The following is a 16,559-nucleotide window of genomic DNA, read 5'->3' on the forward strand; positions in this document are numbered from 1 at the left end:
CAGGGCGCCCGCGGCCGCCTGCGCGCGCAGCCACGCGGCCTCGACGCGGATGATGGCCGCCAGCAGCGCGCCGTCGCCCACCCGCCGCGCGTCCTGCGCGGCCCCGGGCTCGAAGAGCAGCGCCCCGGGGGCGCCCCCCGCCGTGGCCCGTCCGTCCTGTGCGCTCATGCTCGCCTGCCCCCGGTGCCCTGCCCGCTCAGTCCGCGTTGCGCGGGAACTGGAGGAAGACGGTCTCCCCGTCGCCCTGCAGGCGGATGTCGAAGCGGAGGCCGCCGTCGGCCTCGCGCCGGCCGATGAGCGTGGCCCGGCGCTCAGGCTCGAGCGAGCGCAGCAGCGGGTCGTTTGCCAGCGCGGCTGCGTCCTCGGGCAGGTAGATGCGGGTGAAGAGGCGGTTGAGCAGGCCGCGGGCGAAGACGACGACGGAGATGAACGGCGCCGCCCCCTCCTCCGTGGGACCCGGGTCGACCGTGGAGAAGGTGTAGCGGCCCGCATCGTCGGTGGCCTCGCGGCCGAACCCGGTGAAGGAGAAGCCGTCGCGGCGCAGCGAGCCCGGCTCGGCGCTGATGCGGCCGTGCTCGTCGGCCTGCCAGATCTCCAGCATGGCATCGGGGACTGGCTCGCCATGGCCGTCGTAGACGGTGCCGGTCAGGCGCACGGAGCGCGCCGAGCCGATCGGCACGAGCTCGTTGCCCTTCTCGTAGGGCAGGGCGAAGCCGTAGAACGGCCCGATCGTCTGGCCGGGCGTGGGCTCGAAGTCGCCGGGCGCGCGCCCTGCCAGGGCGGACGGGCCTGCGGCACGGGTCTCACTCATCGTCGTCTCCTTCCGTCCACGTGCGGCCCGAGCCGGTGAGCACGATGTCCCACCTGTAGCCCAGGAGCCACTCGTGCTCGGACACCTCATGATCGTACTGGGCGATGAGCCGGTCGCGGGCGCGCTGGTCGCGGATCGACTGGTAGATGGGGTCGAGGGCGAACAGCGGGTCGCCGGGGAAGTACATCTGCGTGATCATGCGCTGGGTGAAGTCGGTGCCGAACAGCGAGAAGTGCACGTGCGCCGGGCGCCAGGCGTTGAAGTGGTTCTTCCACGGGTAGGGCCCCGGCTTGATCGTGAGGAACTCGTACTCGCCGTCCGGGCCGGTCATCGCCCGGCCCACGCCGGTGAAGTTCGGGTCGATGGGGGCGGGGTGCTGATCGCGCTTGTGGATGTAGCGGCCGGCCGCATTGGCCTGCCAGACCTCGATGAGCTGATTGCGCACCGGGCGCCCGTCGCCGTCGAGCACGCGGCCGCGGATGCGGATGCGCTCGCCGATCGGCTCGCCGTTGGCCTGGATCGTCAGGTCGGACTCGAGCGCGCCCACGTCGCGGTGGCCGAACGCCGGCGAGTGCAGCTCGATCGTCTCCGGGTCCGCGTGGTGCAGGCTCTTCGTGGGGTGGCGCAGGATCGACGAGCGGTACGGCGCGAAGTCCACCCGCGGCTGGACCTCCGGCGCCCCGCCGGCGGCGGCCGCCTCGTCGTAGTCCGCGTGCTGCGCGGCGATCTCCGCGTCGACCTCGGCCTGGCTGGACTTCGCCGCATCGGGGCCGAGCGCCGGCGCGTGCGGTTCGCTGTGCGGCGGCTGGAACGCCTCGGCGCCCGGGTCAGACTGCGGCGCCGCTGACTGCTGTGTCATCGGATCCTCCTTCGGAAGGGCTGTGTTGGTGGTGCGGGGGGCGCTGCTGGGGCGATGGGTCCGCCACTGGGGCACCGACCGGGCGGGCCGGGCCCGCTGGCCGGCGCGCCCGCGCGCGGGGCCAGCCCGTGTAGGCCTCGGCGAGGTACTGGCGGCCGTAGGGGGAGGCGAGCACGCCGCGCAGCTCGCCCAGCGCGCGCATCTCCTCGAACGGGCTCGCGGACTCGCTGCGGTGGAGCATCGACGTCAGCCACGAGGAGAAGCTCTGCGCCCGCCACACCCGCTCGAGCGCGGTCGCGGAGTAGGCGTCGAGGCCGGCGCGCCGGCCGTCGACGAGCTCGGCGCGCAGGGCGGCGAAGAGGACGGCGACGTCGGCGAAGGCCAGGTTGAGGCCCTTGGCCCCGGTGGGCGGCACCGTGTGGGCGGCATCGCCGGCCAGCAGCAGTCGGCCGTGTCGCATGGGGTGCGTGACCGTCGAGCGGAAGGGCAGCACGGTCTTCTCGAAGATGGGCCCGGTCTGCAGCGCCAGGCCGTCGGGGCCGGCGATGCGGGCGGTGAGTTCGGCCCAGATGCGGTCGTCAGACCATGCGGCCGGGTCCTCGCCCGGATCGCACTGGAAGTACATCCGCTGGACGTCGGCGGAGCGCTGCGAGATGAGCGCGAAGCCGCGCTGCGAGCGGGCGTAGATGAGCTCGGGGGCGCTGGGCGGGGCCTGCACGAGGATCCCGAACCACGCGAAGGGGTACTCGTGGAAGTACCGGGTGAGCGCGCCCTCGCCCACCGCGCGGCGGCAGGCGGAGCGCGAGCCGTCCGCGCCCACGAGCCAGTCGCAGGCGATGCGCCGCCGCACCCCGTGCGCATCGGTGAACGCGACGGCGGGGCGGTCCGTCTCGAAGCCGCCGGGCACGGTGTCGGCGACGCCGTAGTGGACCTCGGTGCCGTCCGCGTCCGCCGTGGCGGCGAGGTCCGCGAAGACCTCGTTCTGCGGATAGAGCCACACCGATTCGCCCACGGTGGCGCGGAAGTCGATGCGGTGGGACTCGCCGTCGACGCGCACGTCGATGCCGTCGTGGCGGTGGCCCTCGGTGAGCACGCGGGTGCGCGCACCGGATTCGGTGAGCAGCGCCACCGAGCCGTGCTCGAGGATTCCGGCGCGATGGGTGTGCGCGATCTGCTCGCGGGTGCGGTTGTCGATGACGATCGCGTCGATGCCGGCGGTGCGCAGCAGGTGGGCGAGCATGAGCCCGGCGGGCCCCGCGCCGACGATGCCCACCTGGGTGCGCTCGGTGACGGGGGGTGGGGCGGTGGGGAGCACCGTTGCTCCTTCCGGATCGGGAGGCGGGTGCCCTCGCGGCACCCGGATGCGCCGACGGCGCGTGTGCTCAGTGTCCTGCCTCACACCTCGGGCGCGCCAATGGATTCTCACTCAGCGATAATCCCGAGGCTTGCCTGAGTCGCAGCGTGGCCCCGGGGGACGGGCCGGCGCGGGGGTGGGCGGTCCGGGAATCAGGGCGCGTCCGCCCCACCGTCTGCACCGGGTGTGTCGGGTGCGTCTGCCGTACCGGGTGTGTCAGGTGCGCCGGCGGCCAGATCCGCGGTGATGCCCTGGGAGGCGGTGCGCAGGGCGCCGACGAGGGCCTCCGTGGGCGGGCGGCGCACGGTGTCGACGACGATGCCCAGTGCGGCGGCGGCCGTGCCGCTCGCGTCGAAGACCGGCACGGCCAGGCTGGAGGTGCCCGCCACCATGTGCCCGGAGAGGTGGGCGAGCTCGTTGCGGCGGATGTGGACGAGCATGGCCCGCAGGCGCGCCGGGTCCGTGATCGTGTGCTCGGTGACCGCCCGCAGCGGGCGGGCCAGGTAGGCGTCGCGCACGCGCGCCGGCTGCCGGGCCAGCAGGACCAGGCCCGCCGCCGAGGCGTGGGCCGGCAGGCGCCCGGCCACCGCCCCGATGTTCGGCACGGCGCCGGGGGCGGAGAGCCGCTCGAGGTAGAGCACCTCGGATTCGCGGAGGATCGCGAGGTGCGTGTGCTCGCCGACGAAGCGCTGCACCCGGGCCATGTGGGGCCGGGCCACGCGGCCCAGCTCCATCGTGTCCGAGGCGCGGTTGGCCAGCTCCCACATGCCCACGCCCACGCGCAGCCGGCCGTCGGCATCGCGGCTGAGCAGCTCGTAGGCCATGAGCTGGGAGACGATGCGGTAGGCCGTGGAGGCGGGCAGCTGGGCGCGGGCCGCTAGCGCCTCGGGCGTCAGCGAGGGGTGGGCGTGGTCGAACGCGGAGAGGATGCGCACGATCCGCGCGAGCATCGAGTCGCCGGCCATGCGGTCCTCCCTTGGCTGGGGCGGCTGGGGCAGCTGGAGCCGCGCGGCGGCGGTCTCCGGCCGCGCCGCCCGGTGCGCCGTGCGCGGCGGATCAGTGCTGGGCTTCGGCGCTGTGGGCGATCGCGTCGAGGATGACGTGGGCGACGTGGGAGTCCTTGAGCGCGTAGATCGCCTCGCGCCCGGAGCGCTCGACGTCGACGAGGTGCAGGCCGCGCAGCAGCTTGAGGTGCTGGGAGACGAGCGGCTGGGACAGGCGGGTCTCGTCGACGATGTTCGACACGGACGACTCGCCCTGGCACAGGACCAGGAGGATGCGCAGGCGCGACGGCGTGGCCAGGGCCTTGAACACCTCGGCGGTGCGGGCCACCGAGGCATCGGAGGCAAGGCTCGCACCGTGGAGCCGGACGGCATCGGCCGCGGCGTGCGCGTGCGGGGCGGAGTCGGCGCCCGCCGCGGGGGCGGAATCGGGCGCAGAGGGGACGGAGTCGGCGGTGCTGGGGGCGGGGGACGGCGTGGTCATAGCGGAATTCTAGCCCGCCGCCCCTGGTGGGCCGCCGAGTCCGCGGCGGGGCTCACCGGATGATGGGCGCCCGCCTCTCCTTGTCGTAGAGGGCGGTGGCGAGCGCCTCCCACTTGGCATAGGCGTGCGGGTAGGCGGAGCGCTGCACCCGCTGGCCGGCATCGTTCTTCGTCATGGTGCGCCAGCCCTTGATCTGGCGCAGGCCGCGGTTGTCCGAGCCGCGCTCCACGCCGTAGAACGCGCGGGCGGCGTAGCGCGGGTCCTGCAGCTGGCGCTTCGTGCCCCACCCCTGGGAGGGCCGCTGCTGGAACAGCCCCACCGAGTCGCGGTCGCCGTGGTCGAGGTTGTGCAGCGTGGACTCCTGGAGTGCGACCATGAGCGCGATGATCATGCCCTCGCGCCCCACGCCCGTGGGCCGCCCCACGCCGATGATGGTGCGGGCATTGGCACGCTGCGCGCGATCGAGCAGGCCGGGGTCGTCCGGATTCGCCTCGGCGCTCGGGGCCTGTGGGCCGTCCCCGCCCGGCGGGGCGATCATCCAGACGGTCCCCGCGACGACGAGCGCCAGGGCGCACACGACAGCGGTGCCCACGGTCAGCGAGCGGACCGCCCTGCGCCGGCGAGCGCGGCGCTGCTCCCGGGCGCGGGCGGCGGCGCGGGTGCGCGGCGCAGGAGGGCGCGAGGAGGACGGCATGGGCCCCAGTCTACGAAGGCGGCCGGGGCGCCCGCGGCGGCTCAGGCCGAGGCGATGAGGCGGTCGGCCGTGCGCGCCCACTTGGCGTAGGCGCGCGGGTAGGCCGAGCGCTGCACGCGCTGGGCGGCGGTGCCGTGGGACATCCTCTTCCAGCCGCGGATCTGCAGCAGCCCGTGGTTGCGGGTGCCCTTCGTGACGCCGTAGAAGGCGCGCGAGGCGTAGACGGGGTCGCGCAGCTTCGAGCGCTTGCCCCAGCCCTGGGAGGGCCGCTGCTGGAAGAGGCCCACGGAGTCGCGGTCACCGCGGTTGAGGTTGCGCAGCGAGGACTCCTGCAGGGCCGCCATGAGGGCGATCTTGATCCCGCGGGTGGGGACCCGGTGCTGGCGGCCCACCGCGATGATCGTGCGCGCGTTCTTCACCTGCGCGCGGGTGAGATTGCGCGGGGGCGCCGGCTTCTTCGCGGCCTTCTGCGCCGTGGCCGTGGAGGACGCCTGCGCGTGGTGGGCGGTGTGGCGGGTCGCGTTGGCCGCCTCGGCGGGGCCGGAGGGAGCCGCGGCAAGCATGCTTGCCGCCAGCAGGCCGGTGGTCAGCGCCGTGGCGGGGAGGGTGCGGGTCAGTCGCATGGGCGGGTGCTCGCTTCGTGGGGGAAGGGTCCGTGAAGGGTGACTCGGTTCACGACCCTAGCGGAGTGCCGCCCGAAGCGGAAGCGATCGGCCCAGGTGGTGGGCCCGTTGGACGACCGCGACGGGGGCGGGCCGGTGATGGCCCGCCCCCGCCGCTGCTGTCCGCGGGAAGGCATTCGGGGTGCGGGGCTCCGGGGAGCGCTGCCCCTCAGGACCCGCTGCCCCAGAGCCCGTTGCCCCCAGAGTCCGCTGCCTCAGAGTCCGTTGAGGCGGTACGGCACGTAGGAGCTGTCCTGGTCGTAGGGGAACGCGATGTCCCGCGCGGCCGTGCCCGTTCGCCCCGCCTGCTCGATGCCGTGGTACTTCGTGTGGGAATCGTCGGCCCAGCCGTTGAAGATCGCCACGTGGCCGTTGGCGCCGCCCGTGCCCGGGCCGCCCTTGAGGAGGATGTCGCCCGGCTTGAGCTCGTCCTTCTTGATGGGGTGCGCCACGTCGGGCAGCGTCACGGTGCTGAGGCTGGACTTGAGCCCCCAGGCCATGGAGACGAATCCGGAGCAGTCCGCGCGGTACTGCTTGCCGTTCGGATCGGCCGCGGTGCGCTCCATGGAGTAGGGCACGGGGTCCTTCGCCCAGAAGTTCGCGCGCTCGATGATCGTCGCGCGGCGCTGTTCGGGGCTGGCCTGCGTCCCTGCCGTGGGCCAGGTGGGAGCCGTGGCCGTCGCCGAGGCGCCGCTCGCGTGAGCGCCGTGGCTCTCGTGCGCCTGGGCGGGGGCGGCGGCGAAGCCGGTGGCGACCACGGCCGCCGCGGCGCCGGTGAGGGTGAGAGTGCGCAGTGCGGTGTTCATGTCATTCCCCTTCGCGTCGATGGAGTGCTCTGACGGGTCGGGGCCCGCAGTTTCACGGCGGGCCGCCCATGGGCGCGCAGCGGCTCAGTAGTACTGCGTGAGGAGCTCGTCGGCCAGGCCCTCCCACTGGGCGTAGGCACTCGGGTAGGCGGACTTCTGCACGGCCTGCGCGGCGGCTGCGGGGTCCATCGACTCCCAGCCCTTGACCTGCAGCAGGCCCGGGTTGCTGCCGTCCTTGTTGACGCCGTAGAACGACTCGCTGGCGTAGACCGGGTCCTGGATCTGCTGCGGCGTGCCCCAGCCGGTGGAGGGGCGCTGCTGGAACAGGCCCAGCGAGTCGCGGTCGCCGTAGTCGAGGTTGCGCAGCGTCGACTCCTGCTGCGCGGTCATGAGGGCGATCTTCACGCCCTGCTTGGGGATCTTGTTGTCCTTGCCCACCTTGATGATGGTCTTGACGTTGGCGACCTGCTCCGCGCTGAGGTCGCTGACGCTCTGGGCGCTCGCCTGCGGATGTGCCTGGGCGTGCGCCTCGACGGGCTGGCTTCCCTCCGTGGCCTGGGCCGGCATGGAGCCGAACACCCCGGCGGTGAGGATTCCGGCGGAGAGGGCGGTCGTCATGGCGATGCGTGAGAACTTCATGGTCTTTCTTCGCTCCTGTCGATGGCGGTCTCTTCTTCGGATGCCCCCGGTGCGGCGACAGCCAGCGTGCAGCGTGTCGCAGGTGCAGATGCGCTGGCGTTGCGACGTGTGCGGCGCATCTGCCGCGTCCGAGGTGCACTACCAACGTGGCAAGACGGAGCGGTGCCCGGCAACCGGATCCGGCTGGCAGGACGATCACCGCGAGCTGGGCGCGCCCTGAGCCCGCGCCTCGGCGGCGGGTAGGGGGGAGGGGTATGCCGGCCAGCCCTGGCCCGCCCCTTCGCGGATTCCCAGGAACAGGGCGGATTGTGTGCGCCGGACGCGTGAGACGCGCGGAGAATTCTCCGCGCGTCTCACGTGGTGAGTTCGGATTTCGGCGCGCTCACCTGGGGTTGGACTCGTATTGCGGCTCAGTTGGCCGGGCGTTCACCCGTCGTGCTGGCCAGTACCTCGCGCAGTCCGTCGAGCACCGCCGGATCCTCGATGGTCGAGGGGACCACGACGTCGGCCCGCCCGTCGGCGAGCTCGCGCATCGTCTTGCGCAGGATCTTGCCCGAGCGGGTCTTCGGCAGCGCCGGCACGAAGTCGATGCGTTTGAGCGCGGCCACCGGGCCCACCTGCTCGCGCACTCGGGCGACGAGCTCGTCGCGCAGCGCCTGCGCGTCGGACTCGGCGGCCTGCCCGCCGCCCAGCACGACGAGCGCCCTGGGGACTTGGCCCGTCGTGGGATCCTCCACCCCGATCACCGCGCACTCGGCCACGGCGGGATGGGAGGCCAGCGCCGCCTCCATGGTGCCGGTGGACAGGCGGTGGCCGGAGACGTTGATGACGTCGTCCGTGCGGCCCATGACGTAGACGTAGCCGTCCTCGTCGACCATGCCGCCGTCGCCGGAGAGGTAGTAGCCGTCGAACGCGGAGAGGTAGGACGAGACGTAGCGCTCGTCGTCGCCCCACACCGTGGCCATGGTGCCCGGGGGCAGGGGCAGCCGGACGACGACGAGGCCCTCCGTGCCCGCCGGGACGGGCTCGCCGGCGGCGTCGAGCACCTCAATCGCATAGCCGGGCACCGGCTTCGTGGGCGAGCCCGGCTTGAGGGGGAATGTGCGCAGGCCGATGGGGTTCGTCGCAATCGGCCAGCCCGTCTCCGTCTGCCACCAGTTGTCGATGACGGGGATGTCGCGGCCCGTGGCCTCCTTGAGCTTCTGCGTCGTCCACTCGTAGGTGCCCGGGTCGAGGCGCTCGCCGGCCATGAACCACGCGCGGATGCTCGACAGGTCGTGGCTCTTCATGAACTCCCCGTCCGGGTCCTCCTTGCGGATGACGCGCATGGCGGTCGGGGCGGCGAAGAAGACGTTGGCGCCGTGGTCGGCGATGACGCGGAAGAACGTGGAGGCATCGGGCGTGCCGATCGGCTTGCCCTCGAACAGCACGGTCGTGACACCGGCCAGCAGCGGGCCGTAGACGATGTAGGAGTGCCCTACGACCCAGCCCACGTCGGAGGCAGTGAACATCGTGTCGCCCGGCCGCAGGCCGAACAGGTGCGGCATGGACCACGCGAGCGCGGTCGCATAGCCGCCGGAGTCGCGCACGATCCCCTTGGGCTTGCCCGTGGTGCCCGAGGTGTAGAGCACGTAGAGCTCGTCCGTGGACCGCACCGTCGTGCAGGGCGCGCCTTCCGGGGTGGCCGCCATGAGCTCGGCGAAGTCGAGGTCGAAGCCCGCGCGCAGCTGCGCGGGTGCCTGCGGGCGCTGGACGACGACGCTGAACTCGGGCTTCGCCTCGGCGAGCTCGATGGCGCGGTCGAGCAGCGGCTTGTACTCGATGACGCGGGTGCGCTCGATTCCGCACGAGGCGGAGACGACGGCCCGGGGTGCGGTGTCGTCGATGCGCACCGCGAGCTCCTTGGCGGAGAAGCCGCCGAAGACCACGGAGTGGATGGCGCCCAGCCGCGCGCACGCGAGCATCGTGATGACCGCCTCCGGGATCATGGGCATGTAGATGATGACGCGATCGCCCTTGGCCACGCCGCGGTCGGCCAGCGCGCGGGCGAAGCGGGCGGTCAGGTCGGTGAGCTCGGCGTAGGTGTAGGTGCGCTGGGTGCCGGTGACCGGGGAGTCGTAGACGAGGGCTGCGTCGTCGCCGCGGCCCGCTGCGACGTGGCGGTCGAGGGCGTTGTAGCAGACGTTGAGCTCGCCGTCGGGGAACCAGCGGTAGATGGGCGCGCGGGTGTCGTCGAGGGCTCGCGTGGGCGCCTTCACCCAGTCGATCGCGGCGGCGGCCTCGAGCCAGTAGCGCTCGGGGTCCTCCGCCGCCGCGCGGGCGGCGGCCTCGTAGGGGTCCTCGGCGGGGGTGGGGGTCTGAGCGGTGCGCTGGTCGGCCATGATGCCCTCCGTGCAATCGACGGTGATGTGCTTCACACCATTGTGGCGCACGCGGGGGCCGGGCGGGTCGTCCTTCTCCGGCGGCAGGCGGCCCGGGTCTCAGTCCTGGGTGGCCTCCGGGGGCAGCGGCGGGGCGGGCATGGGCTCGGCGTTCGGGCCGTGCCCGCGACGGTAGACCATGACGGTGCGCTCGAAGGCGCACACCACCTCCGCGCGCTGGTTGTAGCCCTCCGTCTTGACGGTGACGATGCCCAGGGTGGGCCGTGACTGCGATTCCCGCACGCTGAGCACCGTGGAGCGCGAGTGGATCGTGTCGCCCTCGAACACTGGGGCCGGCAGCGTGATCCGATCCCAGGCGAGGTTGGCGAAGACGTTCTGCGACACATCGGTCACGCTCTGGCCGGTCACGAGCGCCACCGTGAACGTCGAGTCGACGAGCGGTTTGCCGAACTCCGTCTTCTTCGCGTATTCGCGGTCGAAGTGGACGGGCGCCGTGTTCTGGGTCAGCAGGGTGAACCAGATGTTGTCGGTCTCCGTGACGGTGCGGCCCAGCGGGTGCTCGAAGACGTCGCCCACGGCGAAGTCCTCGAAGTACCGGCCCTGCCATCCGCGGTGAACGGTCATGGTGTGTCCTCTCATGCTGCGGCCCGGTCCGGGCCTGGGCAGTGGGGTCAATGGGGGTTGTGGAACCGGTGTGCGGCCGGGTCCTGCGGTTCCGCGCCCGAGGTGCGGCCAGCGGGCCCGGGCACGCACCTCGGGCGCGGTGGGGCTCAGACCCGGTTGCGCGCGATGAGCTGCTTGGCGATGACGTCGAGCTGGATCTCGTTCGTGCCCTCGCCCACGATCATGAGCGGGGCGTCGCGGTAGTAGCGCTCGACCTCGAACTCGGTGGAGTAGCCGTAGCCGCCGTGGACGCGGATGGCGTCGAGCGCGACCTCGGCGGCGGTCTCGGAGGCGATGTACTTCGCCATGCCCGCCTCCATATCGACGCGGCCGCCGCCGTCGAGCGTGCGGGCGGCGTGGAGGACGAGCTGGCGGGCGGCCTCGAGCTTGGCGGCCATGGCGGCCAGCCGGTGGCCCACCGCCTGGTGCTTCCAGATGGGCCTGCCCATCGACTCGCGCTCCTGGGCGTAGCGCACCGCGTCGTCGAGCGCTGCCTGGCCCACCCCGATCGACCGGGAGGCCACCTGCAGGCGGCCGGTCTCGAGGCCCGTCATCATCTGCGCGAAGCCGTGGCCCTCCTCGGCGCCCAGCAGGGCGGTGGCGGGGACCCGGAAGTCCGTGAAGCTGAGCTCACAGCTCTCGACGCCCTTGTAGCCGAGCTTGGGCAGGTCGCGCGAGACCTCGAAGCCCGGGCCCTTCTCCACGAGCAGGACGGACACGCCGCGATGGCGCGGCTGGGCCTGCGGATCGGTCTTGACGAGGAGGGCCACGAGGTCGGAGCGGCGGGCATTCGTGATCCACGTCTTCGAGCCGTTGATGACGTAGTCGTCGCCGTCGCGGGCGGCGACGGTGCGGATCGCCTGGAGGTCCGAGCCGCCCCCGGGTTCTGTGAGCGCCATCGTGGCGCGCAGCTCGCCCTCGGCCATGCGCGGCAGATAGGCATCCTGCTGCTCCTGCGTGCCGAAGGCCTGGATGAGCTTGGCGACAACCGAATGGCCGCCCATCGCACCGGCCAGCGACATCCAGCCGCGGGCCAGCTCGGCGGTGATGAGAGCGTAGGCCTCCGCGGAGACGCCGCCGTAGCCCCACGGCTCCGCGATCGCGAGGCTGAAGATGCCCATCTCCTTCATCTTCTCGATCCACGCCTCCGGGTACTCATTGGCGTGCTCGACCGCATTCACGTTCGGCCGCACCTCGTGGTCGACGAACGACCTGACGGTGTCGATCATCGTCTGCTCTTCGGATGCGATCACGGTGTCTCCTTCGACGGCGCGGGAACTGCGGGTCCCTGGGGCAACCGTAGAGCAGGCACTGCAGCGCCGCGCGGAGGTCCGCGGGCCGGGCGGCGCGGGAGGCGCCCGCCGCGGCTAGCTGCCGCTGCCCGTGGCCGCGGGGCGCAGCTAGCCGTAGTGCTCGGCGAGCACGGCCATTCCCTGCTCGATGCTCACGGCCGGGGCCCAGCCGAGCACCTCGCGGGTGCGGCGCTGGTCGAACCAGTGCGCGGTGGACAGCTGCTCGGCGAGGAAGCGGGTGAGCGGCGGTTCGTCGTCGTGCTCGCGCAGGTTCCACACCCGCTCCACGGCCCCGCCTGCCTCCTGCGCCAGGCGGGCCGGCAGCCGCAGGCGGGGCGCCGGTGCGCCGCCTGCCAGGGCGATGCGGGTGAGGAGCTCGCCGATGGGCCGCGGCTGGCCGTTCGTCACGACGAGGGACTCGCCGTGGGTGCGCTCGACTGCGCGCAGCGCCGCCACGATCGCATCGACAGCGTTGGCGGCGTAGAGCGTGTCCACGAGCATGAGGCCCGAGCCGAGGATCGGCAGGCGCCCGGCGCGGGCACGGTCGATGATCCGCTCGGTCAGCTGCGCGTCACCGGGGCCCCACATAAGGTGCGGGCGCAGCACGAGGACGGGGAAGTCCGGGCCGTCGGCGGCCAGGGCGAGGAGCTCGCCGGCGGCCTTCGTGCGCGCGTAGTCCCCGCGCGCCCGGGCGGGATCGGCCGGCCCCGCGGGCTCGCCGATGATCGAGGACCCCGCATGCGCCACGGACGGCGAGGAGATGTGGACCATCCGGCCCACCCCCGCTGTGCGCGCGGCAGCGAGGACCGTGCGCGTGCCCTCGACGTTCACCCGGTCGAAGTCCGCAGCGCTGCCGGCCATCGAGACCTTCGCGGCCAGGTGGATGAGCGCGTCCTGACCGCGCACCGCCTGCTCAACCGCCTCGCGGTCGGTGACCGAGCCCAGCACGTCGCGCGCGCCGTCCGCCCCCGAGGGGCGGCGCTGGAGCGTCGTCACCTCGTGCCCGGCGGTCAGGAGCGCCCGCGCCGTCGAGGAGCCCAGCAGGCCCGAGGCGCCCGTCACCAGGACCCTCACAGCGCGCCCCCGGCCAGCGCCTCGGCGGCCCAGCGGGCCAGGCGCGAGCGGTCGATCTTCGAGTTGTGCCGGATGTCGGTGGGGAACTCGCGGGCGACGAGCACCGCCGCCACGTCGAGGCCCAGGGCTGCGAGGGCCGCGGCGCGCACCGCATCGGCGAGCTCGAGGGGGGCTAGGCCCGGGTGCAGGCCCTGGGCCGGGTTCGGCTCGAGGACGCACACGATCGCCTGCGTGCCCACCGGCCCCACGCCCACGGCCGCCGAGCGCAGCACGCCGGGCAGCTCGTCGACGATCGCCTCGAGGCCCGCGGGGCCGATCGGCCCGCCCGGGGCCGTGATGACGTGCTGCAGGCGCCCCTCGAGCCACAGCCTGCCCGCGGCGTCGAGGTGGCCGATGTCATTGGTCCGGTGCCGCTGGGCGCCGGGGCCCGCACCGGCACCGGCGTCCGAATCCTCGGCAGCGCTGCCATCGCGGGCCGACTGCGCCTGCGTATCCCACAGCCGGTCGTAGCCGTCCTTGACGTGGGGTGCGGCCACGACGACCTCGCCCAGCACGCCGGCGGCATCGGCGCCGGACAGCAGCGAGGCGGCGGCGGTGCCGTCCATGGTCAGCGGTGCGATGGTCAGCTCCACGCCGGGAATGGGGGTGCCCACGCACACGCCGTGCTCGCCGGACTCGGCCGCCTGGGCGACGCCGGGCCGGTCGATGTCGGTGAGCAGCAGCCCCTCCGTCATGCCGTAGGGGGAGTGCAGCTGGGCGGCCGGGAAGACCTGGGCCACCGCGTCCATGAGGCTCAGGGGGACGGGGGCCCCGGCGGAGAGCACGAGTTCGACGCGCCCGCACGCGGCGCGCTGGCCGGCGGTGAGGTCTGCGGCCGTGGCGACGACGTTGGCGAAGGCCGCGGGCGAGGCGAAGACCATCGTGCAGTCCCCGGCGGCCACAGCATCGGCCAGGGCGGCGGCGGTGAGCGTGCGCGGTTTCGTCACGGACATGTCCGGGGTCACCGACGTCGCGCCGATTCCCGGCCCCAGCAGGGCGAACGGCGGGAAGCCGGCGACCAGACCGGTGCCGGGCCGCACGCCGAAGTGGCCGGCGAGCAGGCCCGCGAGCGCGCCCAGGCTGCGGTGGGTATAGCGCACGCCCTTCGCCGGGCCCGTCGAGCCCGAGGTGAAGAGGATGGCCGCGTCGTCGTCGAGGCCCGGCGTGGCGATCGGCCCGTCCGGGGTGTCGCGCACGAGGGCGGTGAGGCTCGTCTCGACGCGCAGCGCCCTGCCGGGGAGCGCCCCGAGCGGGCGCACGGAGACGCGCCGGCCCGGCCAGCCCGCCGCGCGGGCCAGAGTCAGCCCGGGCACCTCGCCGATGATCCACTGCGGATCCGCCGCGCGGATGGCCCGCGTCATGCCCGCCGGGCCCAGGCCGGCATCGGCGACGACGGCGACACCGCCGGCCTTGAGCACGCCGTACGCGGCGGCGGTGAGGTCATTGCCCGGCGTCACGAGCAGGCTCACCCGGTCCCCGCGGCGCAGGCCGGCCAGCTGCAGGCCGCGCGCGATCCGGTCGACGACGAAGGACAGGTGGGCCCAGCTGACCGTCTGCGCGGGCGTGCGCGACATGTCGACGCTGGCCGGCGAGCCATCCTGGGCGCGGGCGTCGAGGGCGTCGAAGATGAGGCGCGCGCCGTCGCCCGGCGCGGGGGCGCCGTCCGACGATGCGTTCTGCGCCCCGTCCGCGCGAGCAGGGGCGTGGGATCGACCGGCGGGGAAGCGGTGGCGCAGCCAGCGCAGGATCGTGGCCGCGTAGTCGACGTCCTCGGCCAGCAGGTGGGACGTCGTCTCGAAGCGGTGGACGTCGGCCTGGGGCAGCCGCGCGCGCAGGTCGCGCAGGTAGCGCTCCTGGAAGACCGGGTCCTTGGGCCCCCAGAGGATGAGCGCCGGGACGTCGAGTCCGGCGATTTCCTCGCCCAGCCGCTGGAGCTCCCGGTAGGAGGGGTGGCGCTCGTTGACGGGAATGTCCGCGACGAAGGCGCCCACACCGCCGCGCAGCGCGCGGGCGCAGTAGGGCAGCCGGTAGGCGCGGGCGAGGGCCGGGTCGAGCCGGTCGGCCAGCTCCAGGGTCACGCGGATGAAGGCATCGGTGAGGACGGTGGAGGCCGGCAGCAGGGGTCCCGCCAGGGCCGCGCGCAGCGCGGCCGGGATCGGCTCGCCCTCGGGCTGGTGGACGGCGGTGTTGAGCGTCAGGGCACCCGCCACGCGCGCCCGGTTGCGGGCGGCCCACGTCAGCGAGAGCACCCCGCCCCAGTCGTGGCCGAGCGTGACGACGGGGTGGGCGCTGACCGCGGGCGCCTCGGCGGCCCCGGAGACGGCGTCCGAACCGGGCACCTCGGCGAGGAGCTGCGTGACGACGGCATCGAAGTCGGCCACCCGGTCGGCGATGCGCCGCCAGTCGCCGGTGCGGGGCGCGGGCAGCGCCGGGTGGGCGAGGCGCTCGGAGAAGCCCATCTCCAGCTGATCGGGGGCGATGACGCGCCACACGCGCTCCCCGGCCGCCGCGGCGGCGGGCGCCGCGGCCACGGTCGCGGCGGCCAGTCGGCGCCACAGATAGGACCAGGTGGGGTTGCCGTGAAGGGCGAGGATCGTGCCGGTGGGCTCGATGCCCTGCGCGCGCAGCGCGGGCAGGGTGTCGAGCACGTGGAAGGTGCGCACGCCGTCCGCGCACGCCGCGCCCACCAGCCTGGACCACTGCGGATCCCACTCGGGCAGCTCCGGGGGAAGGGTCGCAGGGCGGGCGGGCGAGGCCGTCACCAGACGATCTCCGTCATCGCTGTGTTGAGCCCCGAGCCCACGCCCATGCACAGGACGCGCTCGCCGGGCGCGAGCGTCTCGACCTCGCGGGCCAGCGTGATGGGCAGTGAGGCCGGGCCGACGTTGCCCAGGTAGGGGTAGGTCGTGGGGATGCGGTCGGGGTTGAGGCCGGCGGCCTTCGTGATGGAGTTCGTGTGGATGTTGGAGACCTGGTGCATGACGTAGCGGTCCATGCTCTGCCAGTCCCAGCCGTCCTCGTGCGCCTCCGTCCACGCCTCGGTCACGAGCTTCATGCCGTTCTTCAGCAGCCCGTCGGCGTCGGTGAACATGCCGTCGTGGTCGCCCACGCACAGCTCGTGGTTCCACGTGGCCGCGCGGGTCACGCCGCCCCTGATGCGGTGGCCCTCCGGGTGCTTGGAGGCCGGGCCCAGCACGGCGCCCGCGGCCCCGGAGCCCAGCGTCAGCGAGGCGAACTCGTTGAGGTACTCATCGCGCGTGATGCCCTCGCGGGACAGGCGGGCGAGCGTGGCCTGCTGGACCCGCGAGGCGTCCTCGGCGGCGACGATGAGCGCGTACTCGATCTGGCCGGAGTCGATCATCGTGGCCGCCACGGTCATGGCGTTGACGAAGCCCAGGCACGCGTTGGCGATGTCGAAGTTCATGGCGGCCGGGCTCAGCCCGATCCCGTTGTGCACCGCGACGGCCACGGAGGGCTCGAGGTTCTCGCGGGTGACGGACGCGTTGATCATGAGGCCGATCTGCTCCGGCTCGATGCCGGCGGCGGTGAGCGCGCGGCGTCCGGCCCGCGCCGCTCCGGCGACGAAGTCATGCGGGTGGTCCCAGTTGCGGCGGGCTTCGACGCCGGCCACGCGCTGGAGGAGCGCGTTGGGCAGGCGCAGGCGCTCGAGCGTGCTGTGCAGCTGCGCGTCGAAGGACTCGGAGGTGACCTCATTGGGTGCGGTGACCTCTGCGATGCCGAGCAGGGCCACATCGTCGTGCCGGAAAGTCGTGTTGCCGTTCAATGAGCGTCCATTCGAT

Annotated in this window: 15 protein-coding genes; all 15 read right to left on the reverse strand. The window is 73.4% G+C overall.

Going from position 1 to position 16,559, the window contains the following annotated elements; all coding sequences use genetic code 11:
• Positions 1–196: 196 nt before the first annotated feature.
• The gene (gene pcaG, locus GSY69_RS04510) at positions 197–811 is read right to left on the reverse strand and encodes a protocatechuate 3,4-dioxygenase subunit alpha (protein ID WP_160952690.1); all 615 of its coding nucleotides are present in this window, start codon (positions 809–811) and stop codon (positions 197–199) included.
• Complete coding sequence (gene pcaH / locus GSY69_RS04515; RefSeq protein WP_160952691.1) at positions 804–1,670, reverse strand: protocatechuate 3,4-dioxygenase subunit beta; 867 nt, start codon at positions 1,668–1,670, stop codon at positions 804–806. The genes pcaG and pcaH overlap by 8 nt, the downstream gene beginning before the upstream one ends.
• Complete coding sequence (locus tag GSY69_RS04520) at positions 1,639–2,985, reverse strand: 4-hydroxybenzoate 3-monooxygenase (protein ID WP_328698763.1); 1,347 nt, start codon at positions 2,983–2,985, stop codon at positions 1,639–1,641. Before GSY69_RS04520 ends, pcaH begins: the two co-directional genes overlap by 32 nt.
• 191 nt (positions 2,986–3,176) lie before the next feature.
• Entirely contained in the window at positions 3,177–3,989 is an 813-nt protein-coding gene (locus tag GSY69_RS04525; RefSeq protein WP_160952692.1) for an IclR family transcriptional regulator, read from the reverse strand.
• 91 nt (positions 3,990–4,080) lie between these two features.
• On the reverse strand, positions 4,081–4,509 hold the full coding sequence (locus tag GSY69_RS14895; protein ID WP_160952693.1) for an ArsR/SmtB family transcription factor: 429 nt from the start codon (positions 4,507–4,509) through the stop codon (positions 4,081–4,083).
• A 52-nt stretch (positions 4,510–4,561) separates the two neighbouring features.
• Positions 4,562–5,203, reverse strand: coding sequence for a peptidoglycan-binding protein (locus GSY69_RS04535; RefSeq protein ID WP_160952694.1), 642 nt, complete (start codon positions 5,201–5,203; stop codon positions 4,562–4,564).
• A gap of 41 nt (positions 5,204–5,244) precedes the next feature.
• Positions 5,245–5,826: a peptidoglycan-binding protein gene (locus GSY69_RS04540; RefSeq protein WP_160952695.1), complete on the reverse strand. Its 582-nt coding sequence runs from the start codon at positions 5,824–5,826 to the stop codon at positions 5,245–5,247.
• Positions 5,827–6,080: 254 nt separating this feature from the next.
• Positions 6,081–6,671 carry an NlpC/P60 family protein gene (locus GSY69_RS04545; protein ID WP_160952696.1) on the reverse strand — a complete coding sequence of 197 codons (591 nt, stop codon included), beginning with the start codon at positions 6,669–6,671 and terminating at the stop codon, positions 6,081–6,083.
• Positions 6,672–6,755: 84 nt separating this feature from the next.
• Entirely contained in the window at positions 6,756–7,310 is a 555-nt protein-coding gene (locus GSY69_RS04550; protein WP_160952697.1) for a peptidoglycan-binding protein, read from the reverse strand.
• Between the two features lie 410 nt (positions 7,311–7,720).
• A complete protein-coding gene (locus tag GSY69_RS04555; RefSeq protein WP_160952743.1) occupies positions 7,721–9,691 on the reverse strand; it encodes an acetate--CoA ligase in 1,971 nt (656 codons plus the stop codon).
• 99 nt (positions 9,692–9,790) lie between these two features.
• A complete protein-coding gene (locus GSY69_RS04560; RefSeq protein ID WP_160952698.1) occupies positions 9,791–10,315 on the reverse strand; it encodes a MaoC family dehydratase in 525 nt (174 codons plus the stop codon).
• 146 nt (positions 10,316–10,461) lie between these two features.
• A complete protein-coding gene (locus GSY69_RS04565) occupies positions 10,462–11,607 on the reverse strand; it encodes an acyl-CoA dehydrogenase family protein (protein WP_328698764.1) in 1,146 nt (381 codons plus the stop codon).
• Positions 11,608–11,754: 147 nt separating this feature from the next.
• Entirely contained in the window at positions 11,755–12,720 is a 966-nt protein-coding gene (locus tag GSY69_RS04570) for an NAD-dependent epimerase/dehydratase family protein (protein ID WP_160952699.1), read from the reverse strand.
• Positions 12,717–15,521 carry an alpha/beta fold hydrolase gene (locus GSY69_RS04575; RefSeq protein ID WP_160952700.1) on the reverse strand — a complete coding sequence of 935 codons (2,805 nt, stop codon included), beginning with the start codon at positions 15,519–15,521 and terminating at the stop codon, positions 12,717–12,719. Before GSY69_RS04575 ends, GSY69_RS04570 begins: the two co-directional genes overlap by 4 nt.
• Positions 15,518–16,543 (reverse strand): 3-oxoacyl-ACP synthase III, encoded by a 1,026-nt coding sequence (locus GSY69_RS04580; protein ID WP_160952701.1) that lies wholly within the window; start codon positions 16,541–16,543, stop codon positions 15,518–15,520. Before GSY69_RS04580 ends, GSY69_RS04575 begins: the two co-directional genes overlap by 4 nt.
• Between the last annotated feature and the right edge of the window lie 16 nt (positions 16,544–16,559).

The organism is Brevibacterium rongguiense (genome assembly GCF_009857845.1).
Taxonomy (GTDB): domain Bacteria; phylum Actinomycetota; class Actinomycetes; order Actinomycetales; family Brevibacteriaceae; genus Brevibacterium; species Brevibacterium rongguiense.